A 23,368-nucleotide genomic window follows, 5' to 3' on the forward strand; every position below is an offset into this window, starting at 1 on the left:
AATGAAATTACTAAAAATAGCAGTTTCAATGTTATTCATATTCGTTCTTGCAGGATGTGGACGCGTCCAACCTGTAATGAATGTTGAGGATACTCCAGTTGCACTGAATCTTCAAAGTAAACAGGTTAAATCAGCTATTTCTGAATCTGCTGAAAATCGAGGCTGGTTGGTTTCAGAAATAAAGCCTGGTTTGATCCGCGCTGAATTGTATGTTCGTTCGCACCACGCTGTGGTTGAAATTCCTTATAGTGATAAGTTTTACTCTATTCTTTACGTTGAATCAGAGAATTTGAAGTACGACGATGGTGAAATACACCGTAATTACAACCGTTGGGTTAATAACTTAAACGTTGATATTAAACGTAAGCTTGCGCAAATGGCAGCTGAGTAACTCTCTATTATTTAAAGTTAGGTTTTTCGTGTCGGAATATAAATTAGATCCATTCAACGCATTAGAAGCAAAAACAGAAGCGCAGAAATTGTCTTTCGCTCCGATTGTTTTTCATACTGCTCGTACACTTCGTGATTTAGGCATTTTGAAAGCGTTAGATGACGCGGGCAACGAGGGTTTACCAGCAGAGTCTATCTCTGAATCGACCGGTGTCTCTGAGTACGGCGTGAAAGTCCTGCTCGATATGGCGTTAAGTGCTCATATTGTGACTTGGGAAAAGCCTAACTACAAAATGGCTAACCTTGGTTTCTACCTTCTGCATGATGGTATGACTAACGCAAACATGGATTTCACAGCCGATGTTTGTTATGCCGCGATGATGCATCTAACAGAAGCGATTGAAGAAGGCACACCTGCAGGCTTGAAAGAGTTGGGTGATTGGGAAACCATTTACCAAGGCTTGTCTCAATTGCCAGAAAAAGCAAAAGAGAGTTGGTTCAAGTTTGATCACTTCTATTCGGATCGCTCGTTCCCTGTGTTACTTGAAAAAGTCTTCAGCAAGAAACCTAAGTCGCTGGTGGATATCGGCGGCAACACGGGTAAGTGGGCGATGCAATGCTGCAACCATGATGCGGACGTTGAGGTGACGATTGTTGATTTGCCACAGCAGCTAGAAATGGCAATGGCAAACGCGGCAAAGCATGGTCATCAAGAGCGAGTCACGCCATTCCCAGCGAATATGCTCGATAAACAGCAAACTCTGCCAACGGGCGCGGATGTTTGGTGGATGAGTCAGTTCCTTGATTGTTTCTCGCCAATGGAGATTCTGAGCATATTAAAGCGCGTTCGCTCTCATATGTCAGAAGATGCGACTGTCTATATCCTTGAACTGTTTTGGGATTCACAGAAATACGATGCGGCTTCTTATAGCTTAAACGCGACGTCTCTCTACTTTACCTGCTTGGCCAATGGCAACAGTCGTTTTTACCGCAGTGAAGATTTCTTAGAGATTGTTGAAGAAGCGGGCTTTGAAGTGGTAACGCGTACCGACGATATCGGTCTTGGTCACACGCTTCTAGAATTGAAAGCTGGCGCGCAATAAAAATAACAAACATGGCTTAAATGATGAAAAAACTATCAACTCAAGTGGTGATCATCGGAGCTGGGCCATCAGGGTCTATTGCTGCGTCTTTACTTCATAAAAAAGGCATCGATGTTCGAGTGATTGAAAAGAGCGTATTCCCTCGCTTTTCTATTGGTGAAAGCCTATTACCAGCTTGTATGGAAATGATTGAACAGGCTGGGATGACTGACGCAGTGATCAACGCTAACTTCCAATACAAAGATGGCGCTGCCTTTCGCAAAAATGGTGTTTATACGGCGTTCAATTTTGAAGACAAGTTCTCTTCTGGCCCTGGAACCACGTTTCAGGTTCAGCGAGGTGCCTTTGATAAGGTTTTGGCAGATACGGCTGAGGCGCAGGGTGTCTGCATTGATTACCAACATGAGTTAATGGGCATTAATTTCACCGACGACAGCACCATTTTAGATGTACAAGTGCTGGGTGGAGAGCGTTATCAGATAGAAGCTCAATACGTTCTGGATGGCAGTGGTTTTGGTCGAGTGCTACCAAAAATGCTTAACTTAGAAGAGCCGTCATCGCTTCCTCCACGCAAAGCTATTTTTACGCACATTAACGATCATATTGCAGAGGTGGATACCGATCTTGAATATGACCGAAATAAAATTCTTATCTCTGTGCATCCAACCAACCCTGATGTTTGGTATTGGTTGATCCCGTTTAGTAACGGTGTCTCTTCGTTTGGTGTGGTAGGAGAGCCTAAGTTCTTTGAGTCCTATCCAGAAGACAAGATTGCTGCAATTAAACAGCTGGCAGCGGAAGAGCCGGGCTTGGCTGAGATACTGGCAAGCGCCGAGTATCCAAACCCTGCGGGTGAAATTGGTGGCTATTCTGCCAATGTAAAACATTTGGCGACGGATAAGTACGCGTTGCTTGGCAATGCCGGCGAGTTCCTTGACCCGGTGTTCTCGTCAGGCGTGACGATTGCGATGAAGTCGGCACAGTTTGCGGTTGAGTGTGTCGAAAAGCAACTTAACGGTGAGAAGGTAGATTGGGAACGCGATTATGCCGCTCCTTTGATGGTTGGTGTAAACACCTTTAGAACGTATGTTGAGGGGTGGTACTCAGGTACTTTGCAGGATGTGATTTTCTATCAAGATCCAAATCCAAAGATTAAGCAGATGGTGTGCTCAATTCTGGCGGGCTACGCATGGGATCAAACCAACCCTTATGTGAAAGAGTCTAAACGCCGACTCACAACATTGGCAGAGATATGCCGAAGCTAGGTGGTCTATTTAGTGTGTGGACAACATGCTAAAGCGCCAAGATGCCTAGCCTAAAAATAAAAACAGCCGCAATGTGCGGCTGTTTTTGTATGTGAACAATACAGTTAATACCTAATTGCATTTTAGGCTACTTCAGATCGATACTGTTTAGTCGACCCATAAAGATCAGCAGATCAATCACATCTTTGTGGGCATCAAGCAGGGCGCGTTTGGTTTGGCTATAAGCGGCAAGTCTGCCGTGCTTTCTAATGGAGCAAACCTTAGTTTTGTATTTGTAGTCGCCGTTTTCTGAGAATACACGCCACTTAGCGATGTAGCATTCGTCGCGGTGTTCAGGATCACTCTGAGTTGGATTTGGTTTGAATACAATTTTGGGTTCTAGACTATGAGGCAGGCGCGTCATCAGGTAGGGCTCTTTGAGGACTTTGGGCCAAAATTTGCCCCATAGCTGTCTGCCCAGTTCATCTCTTAATTTAATGGTTTTCTTCAGTGCTTTGTCTTCACCCATACGAACAAAACCGACCGACCGATGCAACACCGTATCTTCGGGAGTATGAATGTGGATCTTAAAAGCGGTTTTACCTTTCGAGATAAAGCGGTAACCTGTAGCACCAATTAGATTATTCTGACTCATAGTTTGCTAAGTGATGATTATGTTATTAATAAGATTACGCCAAATACTGCAAAACCGAAACTAATACCCATGAAAAAAATAAAGCCTTAACAAAAGTGCTAAGGCTTTATTAGAAACTGTGAGGCGGGCGTGTCGCTAACTACATGATTTTCTGCATCACATCACCAATTTGAATGCTTCCAGCAAGGCTTGGTTGGTCGATCGTCAGTTCTGCTTCGTTTTCATAAACGCGAGAAACGGTCAGTGTGATATCGCTTTGAGATACCTTATTACGTGGCAAGCCGCGTTGGTCGATAAACGAACCTGTGTGCCACAGTTGCAGTTTGTCACCTTGTTGAACACCATGCATTCGACCTAAATCAATGGTCACCGTGTTACCAAATACCGCTGCCACCTCTGGAAGCGTGATCTTACATGACACTTCAGATTCCAAGTCCAACATAATATTGCGGCTAACACGCAGCATCATACTGCCGTAGGTTGATGCCCAGAAACGAGCACTGCGGGTGTCCACTTCACTGGTCTTAGCAAATGGCCACTTTGCCACTTCACGATAGCTACGGTTGTAAACCTGATGTCCTGTTTTACCATCGAAGACTTGCATCTCTAACGCAAACTGACGATTGATGATGTCGTCTTTCAAAAGCTTGGATTCGATGGTCGCGGTTAAATCGGTAATGTCGCCACCAATGATGTACTGCGCGCCAGTGTCTTGGGCGATCATCTTGATCACCTCTGGTCGACGCTTGTCGATATCGTAATTGGTCGTGCCAACGGAAACAAAGCTGCGAGACTCTTGCGCCAGCTGTCGGTCCACGACATGGCCAAAATCATCACCAATGTTATAGATTCTGCCCATTACAGCTTGCTGAGGGGAGGTCACATCAATGTTGCCGACTAAAAATGTCTTCTTGTATTGGCTCTCATGGCAAGCATTTGCCGAAGGATAGATATCGATCCTTGCGGTGATCATTATATTGCCACTGCGTTTTTTCTCTTTCTCTACCAAGATGTAGCGCACTTCATGATTGGTAAATTGAAACTCTTTCTTGTTTGCGTCGAGGTACGGCGTGAGGTTGGCAATGCTACCAATGTCGGCTCCTGAGAACTGGATCGCTTTATATACCGCGTCTTCCAGAGCATGGACCCTTGCCGTTTCCTCTGACGATACGATGGCTGCGGTACCGGTAACCTCATACCAAGAGGCATGAGCACTGAAGCTTATGGTTATCAGTGAACTTATTGAAAATAAGTAAGAAATTATTTTTTTCATCTATTCGTTACCAGTTGGGTATAAATATTGCTTAACAAATAACTATAAGCTTGAAGCTGACTTAAGTGCGTTTTTCTTAATCTGAACCATTAATGAAAAGCAAAGACTGTTCCAACATTGTAATCCATTGAAAAGAATAATGGTGAGAACATATTGGAACAGGGAGCACTAAACCTATCTGGAGATAAGAGAATGAAAAAATGGCTCGTAGTAATGAGTGTCATGTTGTTGACCTCATGCGCTTATTCGCCAATCTATAACGGCAAGTCTGAATATTCAGGCAGTCAGTTTATGTTGATGGATAGCCCTCGTCATACCATGGATTTCTTCGTGGAAAGTATGACCGAAGATCTGATCATTTCGAATACGAGTATCTCAGCAAGAACTCCGATAGCGATTACGTCGTTTGTTGACCTGCAACACATGGACACAACGAACTGGCTAGGAAACTCGGTATCAGAAGGTTTCATTCATCAGTTTCAGCGTCGTGGCTTCAAGGTGGTTGATTTCAAAACAACAGGTTCTATTCAAGTGACTCATCAAGGTGACTTTGCGTTGAGCCGCGATTGGAAAGACTTAGCTCAAGAGCAAGACGTACAGTATGTACTGACAGGCACCATGCTTCGCCAAGAAGGCGGTGTACTAGTAAATGCTCGCGTTGTTGGCATGCAAACTCGAATTGTAGTGGCGACGGCACAAGGCTTCTTACCTGCAGACCGTATTGGCCGTGACCTAGATACTCTCAACAGTATTCGAACTCAAGATGGCGTGATCATTCGTTCCGATCCAACGATCAGTCAGCCTTATACTGTTATTCTTCGCCCTTAGGAGTTCGAGATGAAGAAGTTAATGTTTGTTGTTGCCGCTTTATTGCTTGTTGGCTGTCAGCCATTGCAGAGCATGAGACCTGATGATTTCTTAGTGGCTGTTGGCTATGCGAGTATCAGTGAGCAGAAAGGTCGTAACGACGAAGAGAGACGTATCCGCGCGATGAGAGCCTCTAAGATCGATGCTTATCGTGAGCTTGCTGAACAGGTTTACGGCATGCGAGTAAGCGGTCGAGCAGAACTTGAAGATCAACGGCTTGGTACAGAGCGTACGTCAGGTGCGGTTGATGGTGTTATCCGTGGCGCAGAAGTGGTGCGCAGTTACCCTGTGGGTGATAGCTACGTAACAGAGCTTCAGTTGGATATTCGCAAGATGGATCAGCTACGTAACTACGGTGAAGTTCAGGCAGTACCTGAGAAGAGACAACAAACACTGTTCTAATTTCGGTGTTCGAATTGAATATTCAGTGATATTGGTTGCTACTCGCTTTCCAGATGGCATATCGGCAACCAATAACTAATATGGATGTAAAAGCGGCAAGTATGAAAATACTTGCCGCTTTTTTGTTTATCGATTTTGTCAGGGTGTTCAAAGGCTGATTAGAAATTTTGATAAAGAACAACGACAGAAATAGCCTGAGATACAGACTTAAGTAGGAGTGTTGTTGAAGAGGTAGCTTAACTAGGCTTTTACGTTGGTTCCCAGCGTGGAAATAGTATGCGTTTGACCACCGGCATTGTAGGTCATGCCAATTTTACCGTGGCTTTGCTGCATCATATTGCTGAGTTTTTTGAAGCTAAGGTGTGCTCGATTCAAGGCTTCGCCATTAACAAGGTTCGCTTGCTGGCAATCGTGCACTATCGACTGGATCTTTGTGACTAACTGAGCAAGTTCAGGATTCTCGGTCAGTTCTGAGATATTGGTATGGGTCGCGATTCGCTGATCGGTTGATCTTAATTGTTCAACAAGGACTACTTTTTCTTTGGCGATTCGCTCAATATCGTTTGATTGTCGGCTCGTAATAGCGGTTTTCTCTGAACTTAATAATTCAGATAAGGCTTTGGCATTTTGAAGTTGAAAATTAACTAAATCTGCTAGTGCCGCCATAACGTAAACCTATTCATAACCTCGTATGCTTTAAGACAATCACTTCAATCAAAAGTGAGTGTTGGCTTAAAGACCTTTTAATTCATCTTCGAACTTGATCATGTTGTCTGCCAGTTTTTCTGGATCAACAGTGTATGAACCGTTCGCAATCGCTTCTTTGATCGCTGCTACTTTCACAGAATCAAAGCTTGGTTGTGCTGCCATATCTTGGTGGAGCTGACCAATCGCTTTGCCTTGTTGGCTCAGTGAAACCGCATCTTTGCTTGCTGGTGATTTAGTTGATACATCAGAGCGTGATGCCTCAGAACTAGAATCAGAGCGTACTGCTGATCGGTTAGTGGTCGTTAGGGTTTGCCCTGAACGAATATTATCAATGCCTGCCATAGTTAAGCCTTTTTCTTCAAAAATGGGAACCTGTACAGTCAATATCGACCAAGGGTTCGAATACTTTAGCAATTTTTAGCTCAATAGTCGAAAAGGGACAAAACACCGCAGCCGTTATATTTGGCGTTAGAGTTGAGGGTGAAATCGCTAACGATACCGTCAATTTAGAAGTAAAGAGTTAAAAGTAAACTGTGACTTCAGACATGCTGGTAACAATTCCTTCAATTATACGCTGTGATTTGTCATTTTTCACTCTTACTTGATCACCCATAGAGCCATCGGTAAGCGCAGTCCCTTTGGTGGTAATGGTCATGCCACCTTTTACTGCCTGTATGATAACCTTCTCGTTTCGGCAGACGACACAGATATCACCTCTTTCTACAACATCGCCCGGTCTTAGGTTCTTTTTTACCTTAGCGCCGATGACTTGTTGTGGGGCTGTGAAACCTTGGCGACGAAACTTGTTAAGAGAAATCATAGCGGTGGTGACATCGTATTGACCGACGATTTCGCCTCTCGCGAGTGAACGAGTGGTGGTGACAAGAGGCACCGACATCGAAAGGCGCACCGGTACATAAACTCGCCACTCATCAGGAACACATTGCACTAAAACCGTAATACTGCTGCGGGTATTGGTGGTTGTTGAAGCGCTGGTCTCTAAAGGCACTGGGCAGTCTGTCGCTTTGATTCTTGAGTCAACATTTGCTGAATTAACAAAGAGTTCGCCACCTTGTGGCTGCTCAACTGTATCAAGGATATGTTGCTCCGCTGCAGACTGAATCATCTCAATTTGTTCTGGGGTCGCAGCTTGTACAAAAAAACTAAACAATATTGATAAAATGCCGATAAACTTAGCGACAGTTTTAAAAGTAGCTCTACACATTGCTATGGAAAGAGGTGGCAAATTTGTTTTATAATACGTCATTCCGTTTCTCTGGTGGTTCGTAGCCTGCAGTAGACTAACACTTTTTATACAAAAAAGTTTGATATGGAGATGAGCTCATGACGGGTATTCTTGATTCGGTGAATCAGCGTACGCAACTCGTCGGTCAAAACCGATTAGAATTACTAACCTTTCGCCTAATGGGGCGTCAGCGTTACGGCATTAATGTCTTTAAAGTAAAAGAAGTGCTGCAATGCCCTAAGCTGACAAAGATGCCAAACTTGAACCCACTGGTTAAAGGTGTAGCACACATTCGTGGCCAAACGATCTCTGTGATCGACTTGAGCTTAGCGATTGGTGGCCGTCCTACAACGGATATTGAAAAGTGTTTTGTGGTTATCTCTGAGTTTAACCGAACCATTCAAGGTTTCTTGGTAAGTTCAGTTGAGCGCATTATTAACATGCACTGGGAATCGATTCTTCCGCCGCCAGATGGCGCAGGTAGAGCTAACTACCTGACAGCGGTAACCAACATTGATAATGAATTGGTAGAAATTCTTGATGTTGAGAAGATCCTTGCAGAAATTTCTCCTGTTGATGAAACAATGGACAGCAAGATTGCTGAAGATATTGCGAAAGTAGAACAAGAGAAAGAACTGGTTCGCCGCATCTTGATTGCTGATGACTCGACCGTTGCTCGTAAGCAGGTTCAACGTGCTATTGAGTCGATTGGTTTTGAAGTTATCTCGGTGAAGGATGGTAAAGAAGCCTACGAGAAGCTGATACAGATGTCATCAGAAGGCAGTATTTACGATCAGATTTCATTGGTGATTTCTGATATCGAAATGCCAGAAATGGATGGATACACGCTGACTGCTGAGATTCGTCGTCACGCCGAACTTAAAGATTTATACGTAATTTTACACTCATCGTTGAGTGGTGTATTTAACCAAGCCATGGTTGAGCGTGTTGGGGCTAACTCCTTCATCGCGAAATTCAACCCTGATGAGCTTGGTGCAGCGGTAAAAGCTGCGTTAACTAACTAAAAGAGACATTAATGACTGCTATAACAATAAGTGATCAAGAGTATCGCGATTTCAGCCGTTTCTTAGAATCTCAATGTGGCATTGTATTAGGTGACAGCAAGCAGTATTTAGTGCGCAGTCGTCTAAGCCCATTAGTAACGAAGTTTAAGTTAGCTTCTTTGTCTGATTTGTTGAGAGATGTAGTAACAGGTCGAAACCGTGAGCTGCGTGTGGCTGCTGTCGATGCCATGACGACGAACGAGACACTTTGGTTCCGTGATACTTACCCGTTTGCTGTGCTTGCGGATAAGCTTCTACCGGAAATAGCGGCAAATAAACGTCCTATTAAGATTTGGTCTGCGGCAAGCTCTTCAGGCCAAGAAGCATACTCAATGGCAATGACGATTCTTGAAACTCAAGCTCGTAAGCCAGGTATGCTGCCAAATGTATCGATTACCGCAACTGACATCTCAGCAAGTATGTTGGATATGTGCCGCACTGGCGCTTACGACAACCTTGCATTGGGACGTGGACTTTCTCCAGAGCGCCGTCGTACTTTCTTTGAAGATGCGGGCGATGGCCGTATGAAAGTGAAAGATAACGTCAAGCGCATGGTGAACTTTCGCCCTCAGAACCTGATGGACAGCTATGCATTGTTAGGCAAGTTCGACATTATTTTCTGTCGTAACGTGCTGATTTACTTCTCGCCTGATATGAAGTCAAAGGTACTTAACCAGATGGCAAATAGCCTGAACCCTGGTGGGTACTTACTATTGGGCGCGTCTGAATCGTTAACAGGCTTAACCGATCGTTTTGAAATGGTTCGCTGTAATCCAGGCATCATCTACAAATTAAAGTAACGAGCGGCACCGATATTAGGTGTAAGGTTACCGTCTAAATTTAAAACCCAGCCAAGTGCTGGGTTTTCTTTTTCCTGCTTAAGCTATATCTTTAAGTCAGAGTGACATTCCAATTTACTCTATTTTTTGGCTTGTTTATTGCAAGTTTACCCACGAGTAACCTGTAAAAGCATTGATAGACCGCCTTGTTTCAAAAGTTGGTATATATATTGCTTTGGTTATTTCATAACAGTCAGTTCTTGAGTTGAGGTTTACATGGCTATTTCTTTTGACAATGCTTTGGGCATTCACCAGCACACAGTTGGTGTACGTGAGCGTAACGCTGAGGTGCTTTCCACCAATATCGCGCAAGCAAACACGCCTGGGTATAAAGCAAAGGGATTAGACTTTAAGAAATCACTGCAAGCGGCAAGTTCTGGGGCAAGCATTGGTCTTAGCCGTACAGATGGTCGGCACATTTCTGCCTCAACAACGGTGAACGGGGAAACGAAGTATCGCATTCCTACCCAACCTGATACAGGAGATGGCAACACGGTTGATTTGGATTTGGAAAGAAACCTTTTCATGCAAAACCAAATTAGGCATCAAGCCTCTCTCGACTTCTTAGGAAGTAAGTTCAAGAATTTAACTAAAGCGATTAAAGGGGAATAATTAGATGAGTTTATTCAATGTATTCAATGTGACTGGTTCTGCGATGAGTGCTGAATCTGTTCGTCTAAATACGACCTCGAGCAACCTTGCGAACGCGGACAGTGTAAGTAGTTCTGCTGAAGAAACTTACAAGGCTCGTCACGCAGTGTTCGGCGCTGAGTTAAATAAAGCACGCAACAGTGGTCACACTGTGCCTGTGAAAGTATTAGGTATTGTGGAAAGCGATAAGCCGCTAAGCGCGGAGTACAACCCGGATCACCCATTAGCGAACAACGAAGGCTATATCTACAAGCCTAATGTCAACGTTATGGAAGAAATGGCAAACATGATTTCGGCATCACGTGCGTACCAAACAAACGTACAGGTTGCTGACTCGAGTAAACAAATGCTGCTGCGTACGCTGCAGATGGGTCAATAAGGATAAGGAGGTAGCACATGGCTGGAATCAACAACAATGTTGGTCAAAGCGGCTTGTCCTATGTTGACCAGCTGAAGAGTCTTCAAGATGGCGCTAAAAAGCCCGACGAAACAACAGGTAAGCAGGATCTTAAACAAGAAGACTTCTTATCTTTGTTGACTAAGCAACTAGCACAACAAGACCCTTTCAAGCCGGTTAGCAATGACCAGATGATTGCGCAAATGGCTTCATTTGCGACCGTAGATGGCATTGGCAAAATGAATACACAGTTTGAAAGCTTGAATTCATCAATGACCTCTAACCAAGCTCTTCAGGCCTCCTCTTTAGTTGGGCGTGATGTATTGGTTCCTGGTGCGGCAGGTGTAAAACCCGGTGATGGCGGTATGGCGGCAATGGTTAAGCTTCCTCAGGCAATGGACAATGTAATGGTCCGTGTTGAGAACGAAGTTGGCCAATTGGTTCGCACATTTGATATCGGCTCTAAACCATCTGGTGATACACGTGTTGAATGGGACGGAAAAGACGAAGACGGTAACCCATTGCCGGCCGGTAAATACAACGTGAAAGCGTCGGGTTTGCTGGATGGCGAGAACACAGAGTTCCAAGTTTCCAGTTATGCGAACGTGAACAGTGTGCTTCTTGGTAAGGGCGATGGCAACGTACTACTCAATCTGGCTGGTTTCACATCGCCAGTACGACTTGCTGAAGTACTAGAAGTTGGTAAAGCGTAGCTCTTTATTGAGTGACTATGCTAGCTAGATAGATTAGGAGAATAATGGAATGTCATATGTAGCTTTAAGCGGCCTATCCGCTGCACAATTAGACCTGAATACAACCAGTAACAACATTGCGAACGCGAACACATTTGGCTTTAAAGAGTCTCGTGCCGAGTTTGGTGATGTTTACTCAAGCTCGTTGTTCACTAACGCAAAAACGACGGCAGGTGGCGGTGCGCAAGCTAGCCAAGTGGCGCAACAGTTCCACGAAGGTTCAAGTATTTATACGAACAACCCAATGGACTTACGTGTAAGTGGTACAGGTTTCTTTGCAGTATCGAAAGACCGCATGGTGCCAGAGATTAACGAATTAACGCGTAATGGTGCATTTCACCTAAACAAAGACAACTACATGGTTACCGCTAATGATGAGTTTCTTTTAGGTTACGATGTTGATCCAAACTCGGGGGAAGTTCTTTCTTATGCGCCAAAGCCTCTCGACATTCCTGCTGAGTTTGGTAAACCAAAACAGACAGAAAACATTGAAGTAGGGGTTAACCTTCCTGCAAACGGTGATCTTAAAGACCCGGCTGCATTTAACTTCAAAGATGCTGATACTTATAACCGTGCAACGTCTTCGACGGTATACGATTCTATGGGTCAGTCTTACAAGTTAACGACTTACTACCTCAAAGATCAGACTCAACCAAACACTTGGCAAACGTACTACACCATGTCAGATGAGAACGGTGAAAAGCCGGTCAACATTACTGGTGGTGATGCGACGAATGCACAAGGTCATGTTGGTCACACAATGAAGTTCAACAATGACGGTACGTTAGCAAGCCTAAACAATGGTCAGCCGATTAACTCGGAACCACTGGGTGCTGGTGCGAACCCTATTGACTTGAACGGTGCTGATCCAACTCAAGTGCTTAAGTTTGGTTTAGATTCTTCAACTCAGTTTGCCGCTCCGTTTGAATTGACTAAGTTTGATGAAGATGGCGCGACAACAGGTTTCTTAACAAAAATCGATTTCGATGAGTACGGCAGTGTTCTAGGTACTTATTCAAATGGTGAAAACGTGATGCTTGGCCGTGTAGGCTTGGTTCGTGTACCAAATGAGCAAGGTCTGGATAAGAAAGGCGGTACTCAATGGGATTCTACCAACGACTCTGGTGACAAGATCTGGGGTGAATCGAACAAAGGTTCATTTGGTAGCATCAACAACGGCTCGCTAGAGCAGTCGAACATCGATATGACTCAAGAACTGGTTGATTTGATTTCTGCTCAACGTAACTTCCAGGCGAACTCGCGTTCTCTAGAAGTACACAACCAGCTACAACAGAATATTCTTCAGATTCGTTAATCGTTTAAAGCGTTTGAATCATCTGCGAATACCCAATTCAATGTTATTGAATTGGGTATTGTTGTTTGTCTTTTTATTTGCCGCCCCTATTGCCGCCCGGTAATGCCACTGGCAACAATTCTTCCTCAATGATCCTTTGATGATCACCCTTCTTGTTCGTTTTCTATTTAAATTATTGATAAATAACAGTTAAAAATATTGGCACAGTGTTTGCTTTATTAGCCCCAGAAGATGATTTTTGGAGCAAAATTATGGATCGCGCACTGTTTCTTGCCATGAGTGGCGCTAAGCAAAATATGCAAGCTTTGCAGCTACGTGCAAACAACCTTGCCAACGTAAGTACAACGGGTTTCCGTGCTGATTTAGCACAGGCACGTTCAATGCAAGCGTATGGCGAAGGCATGCCTACTCGTGTTTTCAGCATGACAGAGCGTCCGGGTCATAATTTCGCTCAGGGTAGTGTGGTTACTACTGGCCGAGATCTAGACGTTACCATTCAAGGTGATGGTTGGATTTCAGTGATGGACAATACTGGCCGTGAAGGTTTAACACGTAACGGTAACCTAAGGGTTGACCAAAACGGTTTACTAACCAACGCAAGCGGTCACTTAGTGCTTGGTGAAAACGATGCACCAATCACGCTGCCAATCCCAATCAGCAAAGTAGAAATTGGTACAGACGGTACGATTTCGGTGATTCCTCAAGGCGCTCCAGCTGAAGAATTGGCCGTGGTTGATCGTATTAAGCTTGTACGTCCAGACAACCAAAGTTTGTTTAAAGACACGAATGGTCTATTCCGTTCGAAAAACCCAGATCAGGCATACGAAGCAGATGCAGCGGTAACGTTGCTAAAAGGTGCTATCGAAGGCAGTAACGTAAATGCCGTAGGTGAAATGACCAGCCTAATTGACTTACAACGTCAGTTTGAAATGCAGGTCAAAATGATGAGCACAGCAGAGGAAATGGACAAGTCGTCTGATTCACTGCTTCGTATGAGCTAATAGAATTTAAAGGACATTGCTATGCATCCAGCATTATGGGTAAGTAAAACGGGTTTAGACGCCCAACAAACCAATATCTCAACGATTTCGAATAACCTTGCCAACGCCTCAACCATTGGTTTTAAAAAGAGCCGCGCGGTATTTGAAGATCTGTTCTACCAGAATATTAATCAACCGGGTGGTCAATCGTCTCAGAATACTGAGCTGCCAAGTGGTTTGATGCTGGGTGCCGGTTCTAAGGTCGTCGCGACTCAAAAAGTGCACACTCACGGTAACGCACAAACGACATCTAACAGCCTAGACATGATGATTGAAGGCGACGGTTTCTTCCAAGTTGAAATGCCAGACGGTGAAACAGGTTACAGCCGCAATGGTCAGTTCACACTGAACGGTGAAGGCGCGATCGTAACGTCGGGCCAAGGTTATCCTCTACAACCAGAAATTGTGATTCCTGAAGACGCGATCTCGGTAACGGTTGGTAACGACGGTGAAGTATCGGTTCGTCTACGTGGCGAGCAAAACAACGTCGTGGTTGGTCAAATTACCATTACTGACTTTGTAAACCCAGGTGGTCTAGAGCCAGTAGGTCAAAACCTTTATTTGCCAACTGGCGCGAGTGGCGACCCACAAGAGGGTGTACCGGGTTTTGATGGCCTGGGTAACATCCGCCAATCGATGCTAGAAACATCGAACGTAAACGTAACCGAAGAGCTGGTAAACATGATTGAAGCTCAGCGTGTATACGAAATGAATTCGAAAGTTATCTCGTCAGTAGACAAGATGATGAGCTTTGTTAACCAACAGCTGTAATTGGTTTATTCGCCGTTTACTTTTTTAATTAATCTATCTGTTTTTGCTAATTGACCCATTTACCACTGCCTGCTGAGAGTATATCGCCATGAAACGTATTTTTTGTTTAGCCCTGTTAGCTTCGATGACTGGTTGTACAGTACTGGATCCAATTGAGACGCCAGCACAAGAGAACGCGACCACAGTGGTTGATGCGGTTGAAGGCGATAAGTCGGCAGAAGAAAGTTCAGGAATTATCGACACGCTTCGTGGGCGAACCGATCCAATTGCTGGTGACCCTGCATGGGCGCCAATCAACCCCAAGCAGAAGCCAGAGCATTATGCAGCGGCAACGGGCTCACTGTTTAATGTGAACCACATTGGCAGCATGTATGACGACTCAAAGCCTCGTGGTATTGGTGACATCATCACTGTAGCGCTAGATGAGAATACTCGAGCGACCAAAAAAGCCAACGCAGACATGTCTAAGTCGAATGATGCATCAATGGAGCCGCTGGCTGTTGGTGGTCAAGATCTGACGATCGACAAGTACAACTTCTCTTATGATCTGAGTAACACCAATACTTTTGCTGGTGATGCGTCAGCCAACCAAAGTAACAGCATCAGCGGCTACATTACCGTTGAAGTCATCGAAGTATTAGCTAATGGCAACCTAGTGGTTCGTGGTGAGAAGTGGATGACACTGAACACCGGCGATGAGTACATCCGCCTAAGCGGTACCATCCGTCCAGACGATATTGACTTCGAAAATACCATTGCTTCAAACCGTGTTTCTAACGCACGAATTCAGTACTCAGGGACTGGCGTACAGAAAGATATGCAAGAGCCTGGATTCTTGGCACGATTCTTTAATGTATCTCTGTAGAGCTTGATAGGACGACGACATACTGACAGCCTCTATCACTGAGCCACATTTAGCTAAGCTATTATAAATTAAAGCAATACAGACAGGTTACTCAATGAAAAAACTGACACTCGTACTATTCGGCATGCTATTTCTTGCCACCAGTGCCCATGCTGCGCGAATCAAAGACGTGGCAAAAGTGGCGGGTGTTCGTAGTAACCAACTTGTCGGTTATGGTTTGGTCACGGGCTTGCCGGGTACTGGTGAGACAACTCCCTTTACCGATCAAACATTTAACGCAATGCTGCAAAATTTTGGCATCCAATTGCCGCCCGGCACTAAGCCAAAAACCAAAAACGTCGCGGCTGTTATTGTGACTGCTGAACTGCCAGCATTCTCTAAGCAAGGCCAAGAAGTTGACGTAACCGTTTCTTCTATCGGTTCAGCAAAAAGCCTTCGTGGTGGTACCTTGCTACAGACCTTCTTGAAAGGTCTAGACGGTCAAGTGTATGCGGTCGCGCAGGGTAACTTGGTGGTAAGTGGCTTTAGTGCACAAGGTAACGACGGTTCTAAGATTGTCGGTAACAACCCTAACGTTGGTATCATCTCTAGCGGTGCGACGGTTGAACAAGAGATCCCAACGCCATTCGGTCGTGATGACTACATCACCTTCAACCTAATCCAATCAGATTTCACAACGGCTCAGCGTATGGCTGATGCGGTTAATAATTTCCTAGGCCCACAAATGGCTTCAGCGGTAGACGCAACTTCAGTAAAAGTTCGTGCACCGCGTGAAATCAGCCAGCGTGTAGCATTCTTGTCGGCTATCGAAAACATCGAGTTCGACCCTGCTGAAGGCTCTGCAAAAATCATCGTCAACTCTCGTACAGGTACGATTGTGGTTGGTAAGCACGTTCGCCTAAAAGCGGCGGCGGTCACCCACGGTGGTATGACGGTTGCAATTAAAGAAAATCTAAACGTAAGCCAACCGAATGCATTCTCTGGTGGCCAAACGGTAGTGGTCCCTGATTCTGATATCGAAATCACGGAAGGCGATGGTAAGATGTTCAAATTTGAACCTGGCCTAACGCTGGACGATTTGGTACGCGCAGTCAATGAAGTGGGCGCTGCACCTTCTGATTTAATGGCAATCCTTCAAGCACTGAAACAAGCGGGTGCAATTGAAGGCCAATTGATCATTATCTAAGAAGGGGTAAAGCATGATTAAAAATAACAATGACATCGGCTTTATTCACGACATCGGTAGCCTAGACCGCCTTCGTCAACAAGCGGTAAACGGTGAAGAAGGTAGCGAGAAAGAAGCATTAACCGCGGCGGCAAAACAGTTTGAATCGATTTTCACCTCGATGTTGTTTAAGTCAATGCGCGATGCTAACTCGAGCTTTAAGTCGGATATGTTGAACAGCCAGAACGAGCAGTTCTATCGTCAGATGCAAGATGACCAAATGGCGAGTGAGTTAAGCGCTTCAGGTTCGTTAGGTCTTGCAGATATGATCGTGGCTCAACTAAGCGCTGGCCAAGCAAGCGATACGTCTGAAGAGAAGGTTCGCAGTGAAGGCTTTGATGCTTCATTGCAAAGACCGCAATATTCAGGCCGTTCGGAAGAGCGAGCGTCAGACGTTCAACCTGCGCAAGCAGCAAAACAGCCAGTATCTCTTGATTCTCCAGAATCGTTTGTGACCTCAATGAAGCCTTACGCGGAAAAAGCGGCAAGTGCGCTTGGTGTGGACTCGTCTCTTCTATTGGCACAAGCTGCCCTTGAAACGGGTTGGGGTTCTAAAATGGTTAAGAACTCTTTGGGCAACAGCAATAACTTATTTAACATCAAAGCAGATAGAAGTTGGAAGGGCGATAAGGTCGCGACTCAAACTCTTGAGTTCCATGGCAAAACCGCCGTTAAAGAGTCAGCTTCCTTCCGTTCTTACTCTAATTTCGAAGATAGCTTTAATGATTACGTGAAGTTCTTGAACGAAAATCCAAGATACGAAACGGCGCTACAGCATCAAGGCAATTCAGAGAATTTCATCAAAGGTATTCATCAGGCTGGTTACGCAACTGACCCTAACTATGCAGACAAGGTTTTACGAGTTAAAGCCAAGATTGATGAGATGAACTAGCGTCATAAATCAACATAGAGAGCTTGCTACTGGCAGGCTCTTTTCTTCTCCGCCCCTTCAGTTCTTACGCGTAATCCATAGTTATCTCCTTACACTTCAATAAATTATCGTCTTTTAATTTCCTATTGTTTGTGTTGGCACATATATTGCTTTTATCTTGGTAATATACGGTTGTAGTTAATCAGTTCATTCTGGTTTTGTTAAGTTTTTTGGGGGCATTATGGCGTCGGATCTTCTGAATGTAGGGGCACAAAGTGTTCTTACGGCTCAGAGACAGCTCAACACCACAGGTCATAACATTTCTAACGCTAACACAGAGGGCTATAGCCGCCAGTCTGTGATTCAAGGTGTGAATGACCCGCGCCAGTACGGTGGGCAATCCTACGGTATGGGGGTACATGTGGAAAATGTTCGCCGCTCTTGGGATCAGTTTGCCGTCAAAGAACTTAACTTATCGACAACCAATGCCGCCAACAAAGGCGATACCGAAGCCAACCTCGATATGCTGTCGAGCATGTTGTCGTCGGTCGCTTCAAAGAAGATTCCAGAAAACCTCAACGAATGGTTTGATTCCGTTAAGACTCTCGCCGATACCCCAAATGATGTGGGTGCGCGTAAGGTCGTGTTAGAGAAAGCAGGGCTTGTAACTAAAACCTTGAATGAATTTCATGAAACAGTTCGTCAACAGTCTGATTCTACGAATAAAAAATTAGATATGGGTATCGAGCGAGTTAACCAACTTGCGTACGAGATCCGTGATGTTCAGCGTTTAATGATGCGAACTCCTGGGCCTCATAATGACCTACGAGATCAGCATGAAAAGTTGATTAATGAGCTTTCTGGTTACACCAAAGTTACGGTGACACCACGCTCAAATGCCGAAGGGTTTAATGTCCATATTGGTAATGGCCATACCTTGGTCTCTGGTAGTGAAGCGAGTCAGCTGAAGATGGTTGATGGCTTACCCGATGCACATCAGCGCCGCCTAGCGATTGTTGAAGGTAAGTCTTTAAAACCGATCACCAGCAGTGATATCGACGGAAAAATCGGCGCCATGCTAGACATGCGTGACGAACATATCCCAGCAATCATGGATGAGCTTGGTCGTTTGGCGACCGCGTTTTCATATGAGGTCAATAGTCTTCAAGAACAAGGTTTGGATCTTAACGGCAACGTAGGTAAGGACTTGTTTACCGACGTGAACTCAGAGCTGGTGGCAAAATCTCGTGTCACGGCTAGCGGGCAATCGAAAGCCGATGTTGCGGTATACATTGATGATACTTCTGCCTTAAAAGGCGGTGAGTATGGACTGAAATACGATGGCAGTGATTATGTCGTGACTAAGCCGAACGGTGAGACCGTTAAGATGGCGACCGACTCTAGCGGTAGTGCTTTTTATCTTGATGGCATGCGAGTGGAAGTACGTAACCCTCCTGAACTAGGAGAGAAACTGTTACTGCGTCCAACGCGTAATTTTGCTGCGCAGATTCATATGGAAACCAAAGACCCGAAAGACATTGCTGCGCAAAGTTATGAGGCATCGACCACGTTTGCCAAGGGTACAGCGGGATTTAAAATCCTAGAAGCAGGTCAACTGCGTGAGTTTGAAGTGATTGTCTCACCAAAAGGTGAGCAGTTTGCTGTGACGGATCCGAAGGGCAACATTTTAATGCAGCCGCAACCGTATCCGCCACAAGGGCCAGTGACCATCAACGGTACAACGTTTGAGCTCACACCCGGTGCGGTGGCAAATGATAAGTTTACGGCAAACCTTGTCCCATCAGAAGGTGACAACGGTAACCTGCGTAAGCTACAAGATCTTCAAACAGGAAAGCTGTTGAATGATGGTGAGTCTACGATTTTAGACCTTTACCACAACTTGAATACTAATACGGGCTTGAAGTCTTCAACGGCAAATCGCCTGAGTGATATTGCGACATTAGAAAAACAGTCGGCTCAAGAACGTATTGCTTCTATCTCGGGAGTAAACCTCGATGAAGAAGCGGCAAACATGATGAAATTTCAGCAAGCGTATATGGCTTCTTCACGTATCATGCAAGCAGCCAACGATACGTTTAACACTATTTTGGCTCTGAGATAGGAAGGTATAAATGTTGAATCGTATCTCTAGCTTCCATAATTATCAGTCTGTACAAAACGACTTGCGCCGTCAAGAGAACAAGGTGCATCACAACCAAGCACAACTTGCTTCGGGTAAGAAGTTACAGTCGCCAAGTGATGACCCATTAGCGACGCACTATTTACAGAACATTGGTCAGCAGTCAGAACAGCTTAAACAGTATGTCGATGCGATTACTCTAGTCAGAAACCGTCTTGAGCATCATGAAGTATTGGTTTCTAACACTGAAGGCTTTGCTGATGAAGCAAAACGAACCGTGATGGAAATGATCAACGGTGCGCTTTCTCCGGAAGACCGTTTAGCTAAGAAGCGTGAAATTCAAGAACTGGCGAATAACTTCCTGCATTTAGCCAACTCTCAAGATGAGTCGGGTAACTACACGTTTGCAGGCACTAAGCCGAAAAATCAGCCTTTCTTTCGAGATAACGAAGGGAATGTGACATATCAAGGTGATGACTACCAACGCAAGATGCGTGTGGCAAGCAGCTTTGAAATGGCAATGAATGATCCGGGCAGCAAGATGTTTATGGAAATAGACAACCCGTTCGGTGACTACGAACCTCAGTACGAGCTTGAACCTGCGTCTGAGTTATTGCTCGGGCGTGCGACCAACAGCGATGAAGATGGGTCTACTTATAAAGTGACGTTTGTCGACATGCAGACGGGCAATTTCGCTTATCAGCTTGAAAAAGACGGCGCAGTGGTTGCGGCAGAAGATTTTGATCCTTCGACAGGCATTGTTTATGAAGGGCTGAATATTCAAATCAAAGGCCAAATCACTAAAGGTGATTCGATCACCTTAGAACCACGAGAGACTTTCTCTATCTTTGATACGTTCAAAGAGGCTGCTGAGCAGGCTGAAAACCCGGTATCGGATGCATCAGCAACAGCGAAACTGCACCAAGTAACTGAAGAGTTCCACGCTGCGTTTATCCATTTGACCAAGGCAAGAACCGATGTCGGTGCGCGTTTAAGTACGCTGGATATTCAAGAGCAGCAACATGAAGATTTTAAGTTGTCTTTAGCCAAAGCGAAAAGCAACTTTGAAGACTTGGATTACTCGAAAGCGATCATTGAGTTCAATGAAAACTCTCGAGCATTGCAAGCTTCTCAACAAGCGTTTGGTAAAACCAAAGACCTGACCTTGTTTAACTATATTTAATGATCAATCGGTATTTAGTGGTGGCTTGTCGATCACCATGGCGTTGATTCCTTGCCGTATGTGCTATGCCATATGTGCGAATGACGCCACAGTTTGCCGCTTTTTTGTACGAAGCATGATGTTTCTAGAATAGCGGCAAAAAACGGCAATAAGGAAGGTGAATGTTTTTCATCTTCTAATAGTAGAAAATCATAATTGCGCAGTGTTGTTTGTAAGCTTCTGATTTTTAGATAATTAAAAAATTATTTATATGATATTAAACTTGGCATACAACTTGTATCTGTGTTGGTTATAAATGATTAATACAGATCTTAAACCTTGTATAGGGTTTATCGAGTAATACACGGTCAGTGCTTATCCATATGAGAGTAAAGCTGGCCGCTTCGCAGAAACTTTGCGAACTCATAAGGAGAGCAAAATGGCTATCAATGTAAGCACTAACGTATCTGCTATGACAGCACAGCGTTACCTGAATAAAGCATCTAATGACTTAGCGACTTCTATGGAGCGTTTGTCATCTGGTCACAAGATCAACAGCGCGAAAGATGATGCGGCAGGTCTGCAAATCTCGAACCGTCTAACCGCTCAGTCTCGTGGTCTTGATGTGGCAATGCGTAATGCCAACGACGGTATTTCGATTGCTCAAACAGCAGAAGGCGCGATGAACGAATCGACTAACGTACTACAACGTATGCGTGATCTAGCGATTCAATCATCAAACGGCACTAACTCGCCGGCAGAGCGTACTGCACTGAACGAAGAGTCAATGGCACTTCAAGATGAGCTTAACCGTATTGCGGAAACCACATCGTTTGGTGGTCGTCGTCTACTGAACGGTTCATTCGGTGAAGCTTCATTCCAGATCGGTTCTAACTCTGGTGAAGCAATGATCATGGCTCTGACAAGTATCCGTGCAGATGACTACCGTATGGGTGGTACTACGTTCGATTCAGAAAACGCGAAAGATAAGAACTGGGAAGTGCCGCCAACAGCGAGCGATCTTAAGTTCGAATTCAAAACCAAAGCGGGTGAAGACATCGTTTTAGATATCAATACCAAAGCGGGCGATGATATCGAAGAGCTTGCGACTTACATTAATGGTCAGTCTGATCTTGTGAACGCATCGGTTACTGATGATGGTCGCATTCAACTGTTCGTTGCTGAACCTGACCTTGACGGCCCAATGTCTATCTCTGGTGGTCTAGCGTCTGAGCTAGGTATTAAGAGTGAAGGCCGCGCAACATCGGTTCAAGATATTAGTTTGATGAGCGTAGCAGGATCACAGAATGCTATTAGCGTGATTGATTCTGCAATGAAATACGTAGATTCACAGCGTGCTGATTTGGGTGCAAAGCAGAACCGTCTAAGCCACAGTATTAATAACTTGGCAAACGTACAAGAGAACGTAGACGCTTCAAACAGCCGAATCAAAGATACGGACTTTGCGAAAGAGACGACGCAAATGACCAAATCACAAATTCTGCAACAAGCAGGTACTTCGATACTTGCTCAAGCGAAACAGTTGCCTAACTCTGCAATGTCATTATTGCAATAGTTATTGGTTGAACTTGCTGCTCGTGTTCAGACGTGAGCCATGCAGCAAGGGAAACTGGCAAGCATACTTACTATTGAATGTTTAGCTCTCTCATCTCTCACCTGCTATCCATTTTTGCAGTAAGAATGCAACGGCAAGTCGGAAATGTGTTCATTTCTCGATGATCTCCACACAGGCTCTGACGCGCCAACTAGCCCCGGTTCTCTCAAAGGAAAAGGGGCTTTTTCCTTTCTGTATTTCTTGTTTTTGCTATTTACTTTCCTGCGAATTTTCTCGCTCTACCTTTTTCAAATCTCTATTTGACTGTTCTTCTTCACGATAAATAATCTCATCTATTACACAAGATCTGCCTAACTCGGAGATCTTTGGCGATTGATCATTTCTCCACCTTGAGCCATTTAGACGGCGGTTCGTACGCTTTCTGAACAGATTAAGATCTTTTTCCAATTGAAATCTATCGCTGTATTAGAAAATGATGAAAATTAAGTTGTTGATAAATATTAGATTAATATTTTTTTTGTGGTTTTTTGAAAGTTTTTCTAAAGCTTCTGATTTTCGCGCCGTTATTAAAAGTAACTTTGAGAGAACTACTTGGTTTTCCGAGACGTCGGAAACCGCTATACCGGAAAATCAATTGGAGAAATCACCATGGCAGTGAATGTAAATACAAACGTTTCAGCGATGACAGCGCAACGTTACCTAAACAACGCAAACAGCGCACAACAAACATCAATGGAGCGTCTAGCTTCTGGCTCAAAAATCAACAGCGCAAAAGATGACGCTGCGGGTCTACAAATCTCGAACCGTTTGAA

Annotated in this window: 24 protein-coding genes and 1 pseudogene; 20 read left to right on the forward strand and 5 right to left on the reverse strand. The window is 44.6% G+C overall.

The features are described 5' to 3' along the window. The first annotated feature begins 1 nt into the window (after position 1). Genes F0229_RS19460 through F0229_RS19470 form a run of 3 tightly spaced genes read left to right on the forward strand, consistent with a single transcriptional unit; the run spans position 2 to position 2,758 of the window. On the forward strand, positions 2 to 391 hold the full coding sequence (locus F0229_RS19460; protein ID WP_017062271.1) for a hypothetical protein: 390 nt from the start codon (positions 2 to 4) through the stop codon (positions 389 to 391). A gap of 28 nt (positions 392 to 419) precedes the next feature. Next, a complete protein-coding gene (locus F0229_RS19465) occupies positions 420 to 1,493 on the forward strand; it encodes a methyltransferase (RefSeq protein ID WP_017062270.1) in 1,074 nt (357 codons plus the stop codon). Between the two features lie 23 nt (positions 1,494 to 1,516). Further along, positions 1,517 to 2,758 (forward strand): NAD(P)/FAD-dependent oxidoreductase, encoded by a 1,242-nt coding sequence (locus F0229_RS19470; RefSeq protein ID WP_171733497.1) that lies wholly within the window; start codon positions 1,517 to 1,519, stop codon positions 2,756 to 2,758. Positions 2,759 to 2,885: 127 nt separating this feature from the next. Here F0229_RS19470 and F0229_RS19475 read toward each other — a convergent pair whose 3' ends face one another. Both F0229_RS19475 and F0229_RS19480 read right to left on the reverse strand, forming a co-directional pair. After that, on the reverse strand, positions 2,886 to 3,392 hold the full coding sequence (locus F0229_RS19475) for a hypothetical protein (RefSeq protein WP_017062268.1): 507 nt from the start codon (positions 3,390 to 3,392) through the stop codon (positions 2,886 to 2,888). Positions 3,393 to 3,531: 139 nt separating this feature from the next. After that, positions 3,532 to 4,665, reverse strand: coding sequence for a flagellar assembly protein FlgT (locus F0229_RS19480; protein WP_017062267.1), 1,134 nt, complete (start codon positions 4,663 to 4,665; stop codon positions 3,532 to 3,534). Between the two features lie 192 nt (positions 4,666 to 4,857). Here F0229_RS19480 and F0229_RS19485 point away from each other — a divergent pair, with 192 nt between their 5' ends. Further along, positions 4,858 to 5,493 carry a FlgO family outer membrane protein gene (locus F0229_RS19485; protein ID WP_017064137.1) on the forward strand — a complete coding sequence of 212 codons (636 nt, stop codon included), beginning with the start codon at positions 4,858 to 4,860 and terminating at the stop codon, positions 5,491 to 5,493. A gap of 9 nt (positions 5,494 to 5,502) precedes the next feature. Next, positions 5,503 to 5,934 (forward strand): flagellar assembly lipoprotein FlgP, encoded by a 432-nt coding sequence (gene flgP, locus F0229_RS19490; RefSeq protein WP_016791311.1) that lies wholly within the window; start codon positions 5,503 to 5,505, stop codon positions 5,932 to 5,934. Positions 5,935 to 6,174: 240 nt separating this feature from the next. Here flgP and F0229_RS19495 read toward each other — a convergent pair whose 3' ends face one another. The 3 genes from F0229_RS19495 to flgA all read right to left on the reverse strand — a co-directional run bounded on the left by F0229_RS19495 (position 6,175) and on the right by flgA (position 7,909). Beyond that, on the reverse strand, positions 6,175 to 6,600 hold the full coding sequence (locus tag F0229_RS19495) for a flagella synthesis protein FlgN (protein WP_017062264.1): 426 nt from the start codon (positions 6,598 to 6,600) through the stop codon (positions 6,175 to 6,177). Between the two features lie 66 nt (positions 6,601 to 6,666). Then, entirely contained in the window at positions 6,667 to 6,984 is a 318-nt protein-coding gene (gene flgM / locus F0229_RS19500) for a flagellar biosynthesis anti-sigma factor FlgM (protein WP_017062263.1), read from the reverse strand. 178 nt (positions 6,985 to 7,162) lie between these two features. Then, a complete protein-coding gene (flgA, locus tag F0229_RS19505; protein ID WP_017062262.1) occupies positions 7,163 to 7,909 on the reverse strand; it encodes a flagellar basal body P-ring formation chaperone FlgA in 747 nt (248 codons plus the stop codon). A 77-nt stretch (positions 7,910 to 7,986) separates the two neighbouring features. Between flgA and F0229_RS19510 the strand changes: the two genes are divergently transcribed. The 15 genes and pseudogenes from F0229_RS19510 to F0229_RS19580 form a co-directional block, all read left to right on the forward strand. After that, on the forward strand, positions 7,987 to 8,913 hold the full coding sequence (locus F0229_RS19510; protein WP_017066180.1) for a chemotaxis protein CheV: 927 nt from the start codon (positions 7,987 to 7,989) through the stop codon (positions 8,911 to 8,913). Between the two features lie 11 nt (positions 8,914 to 8,924). Continuing rightward, positions 8,925 to 9,752, forward strand: coding sequence for a protein-glutamate O-methyltransferase (locus tag F0229_RS19515; RefSeq protein WP_004736174.1), 828 nt, complete (start codon positions 8,925 to 8,927; stop codon positions 9,750 to 9,752). Between the two features lie 255 nt (positions 9,753 to 10,007). Continuing rightward, complete coding sequence (gene flgB / locus F0229_RS19520) at positions 10,008 to 10,403, forward strand: flagellar basal body rod protein FlgB (RefSeq protein WP_004736175.1); 396 nt, start codon at positions 10,008 to 10,010, stop codon at positions 10,401 to 10,403. Positions 10,404 to 10,407: 4 nt separating this feature from the next. Next, positions 10,408 to 10,821 (forward strand): flagellar basal body rod protein FlgC, encoded by a 414-nt coding sequence (gene flgC / locus F0229_RS19525; protein ID WP_004736176.1) that lies wholly within the window; start codon positions 10,408 to 10,410, stop codon positions 10,819 to 10,821. Between the two features lie 17 nt (positions 10,822 to 10,838). After that, complete coding sequence (gene flgD, locus F0229_RS19530) at positions 10,839 to 11,552, forward strand: flagellar hook assembly protein FlgD (protein WP_010439286.1); 714 nt, start codon at positions 10,839 to 10,841, stop codon at positions 11,550 to 11,552. Positions 11,553 to 11,601: 49 nt separating this feature from the next. Next, positions 11,602 to 12,906: a flagellar hook protein FlgE gene (gene flgE, locus F0229_RS19535; protein WP_017062260.1), complete on the forward strand. Its 1,305-nt coding sequence runs from the start codon at positions 11,602 to 11,604 to the stop codon at positions 12,904 to 12,906. Positions 12,907 to 13,157: 251 nt separating this feature from the next. Continuing rightward, complete coding sequence (gene flgF, locus F0229_RS19540; protein WP_017056855.1) at positions 13,158 to 13,907, forward strand: flagellar basal-body rod protein FlgF; 750 nt, start codon at positions 13,158 to 13,160, stop codon at positions 13,905 to 13,907. Between the two features lie 21 nt (positions 13,908 to 13,928). Continuing rightward, positions 13,929 to 14,717 carry a flagellar basal-body rod protein FlgG gene (gene flgG / locus F0229_RS19545; RefSeq protein ID WP_017062259.1) on the forward strand — a complete coding sequence of 263 codons (789 nt, stop codon included), beginning with the start codon at positions 13,929 to 13,931 and terminating at the stop codon, positions 14,715 to 14,717. Positions 14,718 to 14,805: 88 nt separating this feature from the next. Then, positions 14,806 to 15,582, forward strand: coding sequence for a flagellar basal body L-ring protein FlgH (gene flgH / locus F0229_RS19550; RefSeq protein WP_017071817.1), 777 nt, complete (start codon positions 14,806 to 14,808; stop codon positions 15,580 to 15,582). A gap of 94 nt (positions 15,583 to 15,676) precedes the next feature. Then, positions 15,677 to 16,768 (forward strand): flagellar basal body P-ring protein FlgI, encoded by a 1,092-nt coding sequence (locus F0229_RS19555; RefSeq protein WP_171733498.1) that lies wholly within the window; start codon positions 15,677 to 15,679, stop codon positions 16,766 to 16,768. A 13-nt stretch (positions 16,769 to 16,781) separates the two neighbouring features. Continuing rightward, a complete protein-coding gene (gene flgJ, locus F0229_RS19560) occupies positions 16,782 to 17,699 on the forward strand; it encodes a flagellar assembly peptidoglycan hydrolase FlgJ (protein WP_171733499.1) in 918 nt (305 codons plus the stop codon). 220 nt (positions 17,700 to 17,919) lie between these two features. Continuing rightward, the gene (gene flgK / locus F0229_RS19565) at positions 17,920 to 19,800 is read left to right on the forward strand and encodes a flagellar hook-associated protein FlgK (protein ID WP_017067655.1); all 1,881 of its coding nucleotides are present in this window, start codon (positions 17,920 to 17,922) and stop codon (positions 19,798 to 19,800) included. Between the two features lie 10 nt (positions 19,801 to 19,810). Then, entirely contained in the window at positions 19,811 to 21,001 is a 1,191-nt protein-coding gene (gene flgL, locus F0229_RS19570; protein WP_017064129.1) for a flagellar hook-associated protein FlgL, read from the forward strand. Positions 21,002 to 21,419: 418 nt separating this feature from the next. Beyond that, the gene (locus F0229_RS19575) at positions 21,420 to 22,556 is read left to right on the forward strand and encodes a flagellin (RefSeq protein WP_017069005.1); all 1,137 of its coding nucleotides are present in this window, start codon (positions 21,420 to 21,422) and stop codon (positions 22,554 to 22,556) included. A 648-nt stretch (positions 22,557 to 23,204) separates the two neighbouring features. Next, positions 23,205 to 23,368, forward strand: a pseudogene (locus tag F0229_RS19580) (flagellin B); the annotation flags it as partial.

It is taken from the genome of Vibrio sp. AIC-3 (assembly GCF_013114515.1).
Taxonomy (GTDB): domain Bacteria; phylum Pseudomonadota; class Gammaproteobacteria; order Enterobacterales; family Vibrionaceae; genus Vibrio; species Vibrio crassostreae_C.

Excerpts from the sequence above, each read along its gene's own strand:
- F0229_RS19485 (WP_017064137.1), top strand. The coding sequence starts at position 4,858 with ATGAAAAAATGGCTCGTAGTAATGAGTGTCATGTTGTTGACCTCATGC.
- flgE (WP_017062260.1), top strand. The coding sequence starts at position 11,602 with ATGTCATATGTAGCTTTAAGCGGCCTATCCGCTGCACAATTAGACCTG.
- F0229_RS19480 (WP_017062267.1), bottom strand. The coding sequence starts at position 4,665 with ATGAAAAAAATAATTTCTTACTTATTTTCAATAAGTTCACTGATAACC.
- flgL (WP_017064129.1), top strand. The coding sequence starts at position 19,811 with ATGTTGAATCGTATCTCTAGCTTCCATAATTATCAGTCTGTACAAAAC.
- flgG (WP_017062259.1), top strand. The coding sequence starts at position 13,929 with ATGCATCCAGCATTATGGGTAAGTAAAACGGGTTTAGACGCCCAACAA.
- F0229_RS19475 (WP_017062268.1), bottom strand. The coding sequence starts at position 3,392 with ATGAGTCAGAATAATCTAATTGGTGCTACAGGTTACCGCTTTATCTCG.
- flgB (WP_004736175.1), top strand. The coding sequence starts at position 10,008 with ATGGCTATTTCTTTTGACAATGCTTTGGGCATTCACCAGCACACAGTT.
- F0229_RS19495 (WP_017062264.1), bottom strand. The coding sequence starts at position 6,600 with ATGGCGGCACTAGCAGATTTAGTTAATTTTCAACTTCAAAATGCCAAA.
- F0229_RS19575 (WP_017069005.1), top strand. The coding sequence starts at position 21,420 with ATGGCTATCAATGTAAGCACTAACGTATCTGCTATGACAGCACAGCGT.
- F0229_RS19460 (WP_017062271.1), top strand. The coding sequence starts at position 2 with ATGAAATTACTAAAAATAGCAGTTTCAATGTTATTCATATTCGTTCTT.
- flgC (WP_004736176.1), top strand. The coding sequence starts at position 10,408 with ATGAGTTTATTCAATGTATTCAATGTGACTGGTTCTGCGATGAGTGCT.
- flgD (WP_010439286.1), top strand. The coding sequence starts at position 10,839 with ATGGCTGGAATCAACAACAATGTTGGTCAAAGCGGCTTGTCCTATGTT.
- flgK (WP_017067655.1), top strand. The coding sequence starts at position 17,920 with ATGGCGTCGGATCTTCTGAATGTAGGGGCACAAAGTGTTCTTACGGCT.
- F0229_RS19470 (WP_171733497.1), top strand. The coding sequence starts at position 1,517 with ATGAAAAAACTATCAACTCAAGTGGTGATCATCGGAGCTGGGCCATCA.
- F0229_RS19515 (WP_004736174.1), top strand. The coding sequence starts at position 8,925 with ATGACTGCTATAACAATAAGTGATCAAGAGTATCGCGATTTCAGCCGT.
- flgP (WP_016791311.1), top strand. The coding sequence starts at position 5,503 with ATGAAGAAGTTAATGTTTGTTGTTGCCGCTTTATTGCTTGTTGGCTGT.
- flgJ (WP_171733499.1), top strand. The coding sequence starts at position 16,782 with ATGATTAAAAATAACAATGACATCGGCTTTATTCACGACATCGGTAGC.
- F0229_RS19555 (WP_171733498.1), top strand. The coding sequence starts at position 15,677 with ATGAAAAAACTGACACTCGTACTATTCGGCATGCTATTTCTTGCCACC.
- flgM (WP_017062263.1), bottom strand. The coding sequence starts at position 6,984 with ATGGCAGGCATTGATAATATTCGTTCAGGGCAAACCCTAACGACCACT.
- flgF (WP_017056855.1), top strand. The coding sequence starts at position 13,158 with ATGGATCGCGCACTGTTTCTTGCCATGAGTGGCGCTAAGCAAAATATG.
- F0229_RS19510 (WP_017066180.1), top strand. The coding sequence starts at position 7,987 with ATGACGGGTATTCTTGATTCGGTGAATCAGCGTACGCAACTCGTCGGT.
- flgA (WP_017062262.1), bottom strand. The coding sequence starts at position 7,909 with ATGACGTATTATAAAACAAATTTGCCACCTCTTTCCATAGCAATGTGT.
- flgH (WP_017071817.1), top strand. The coding sequence starts at position 14,806 with ATGAAACGTATTTTTTGTTTAGCCCTGTTAGCTTCGATGACTGGTTGT.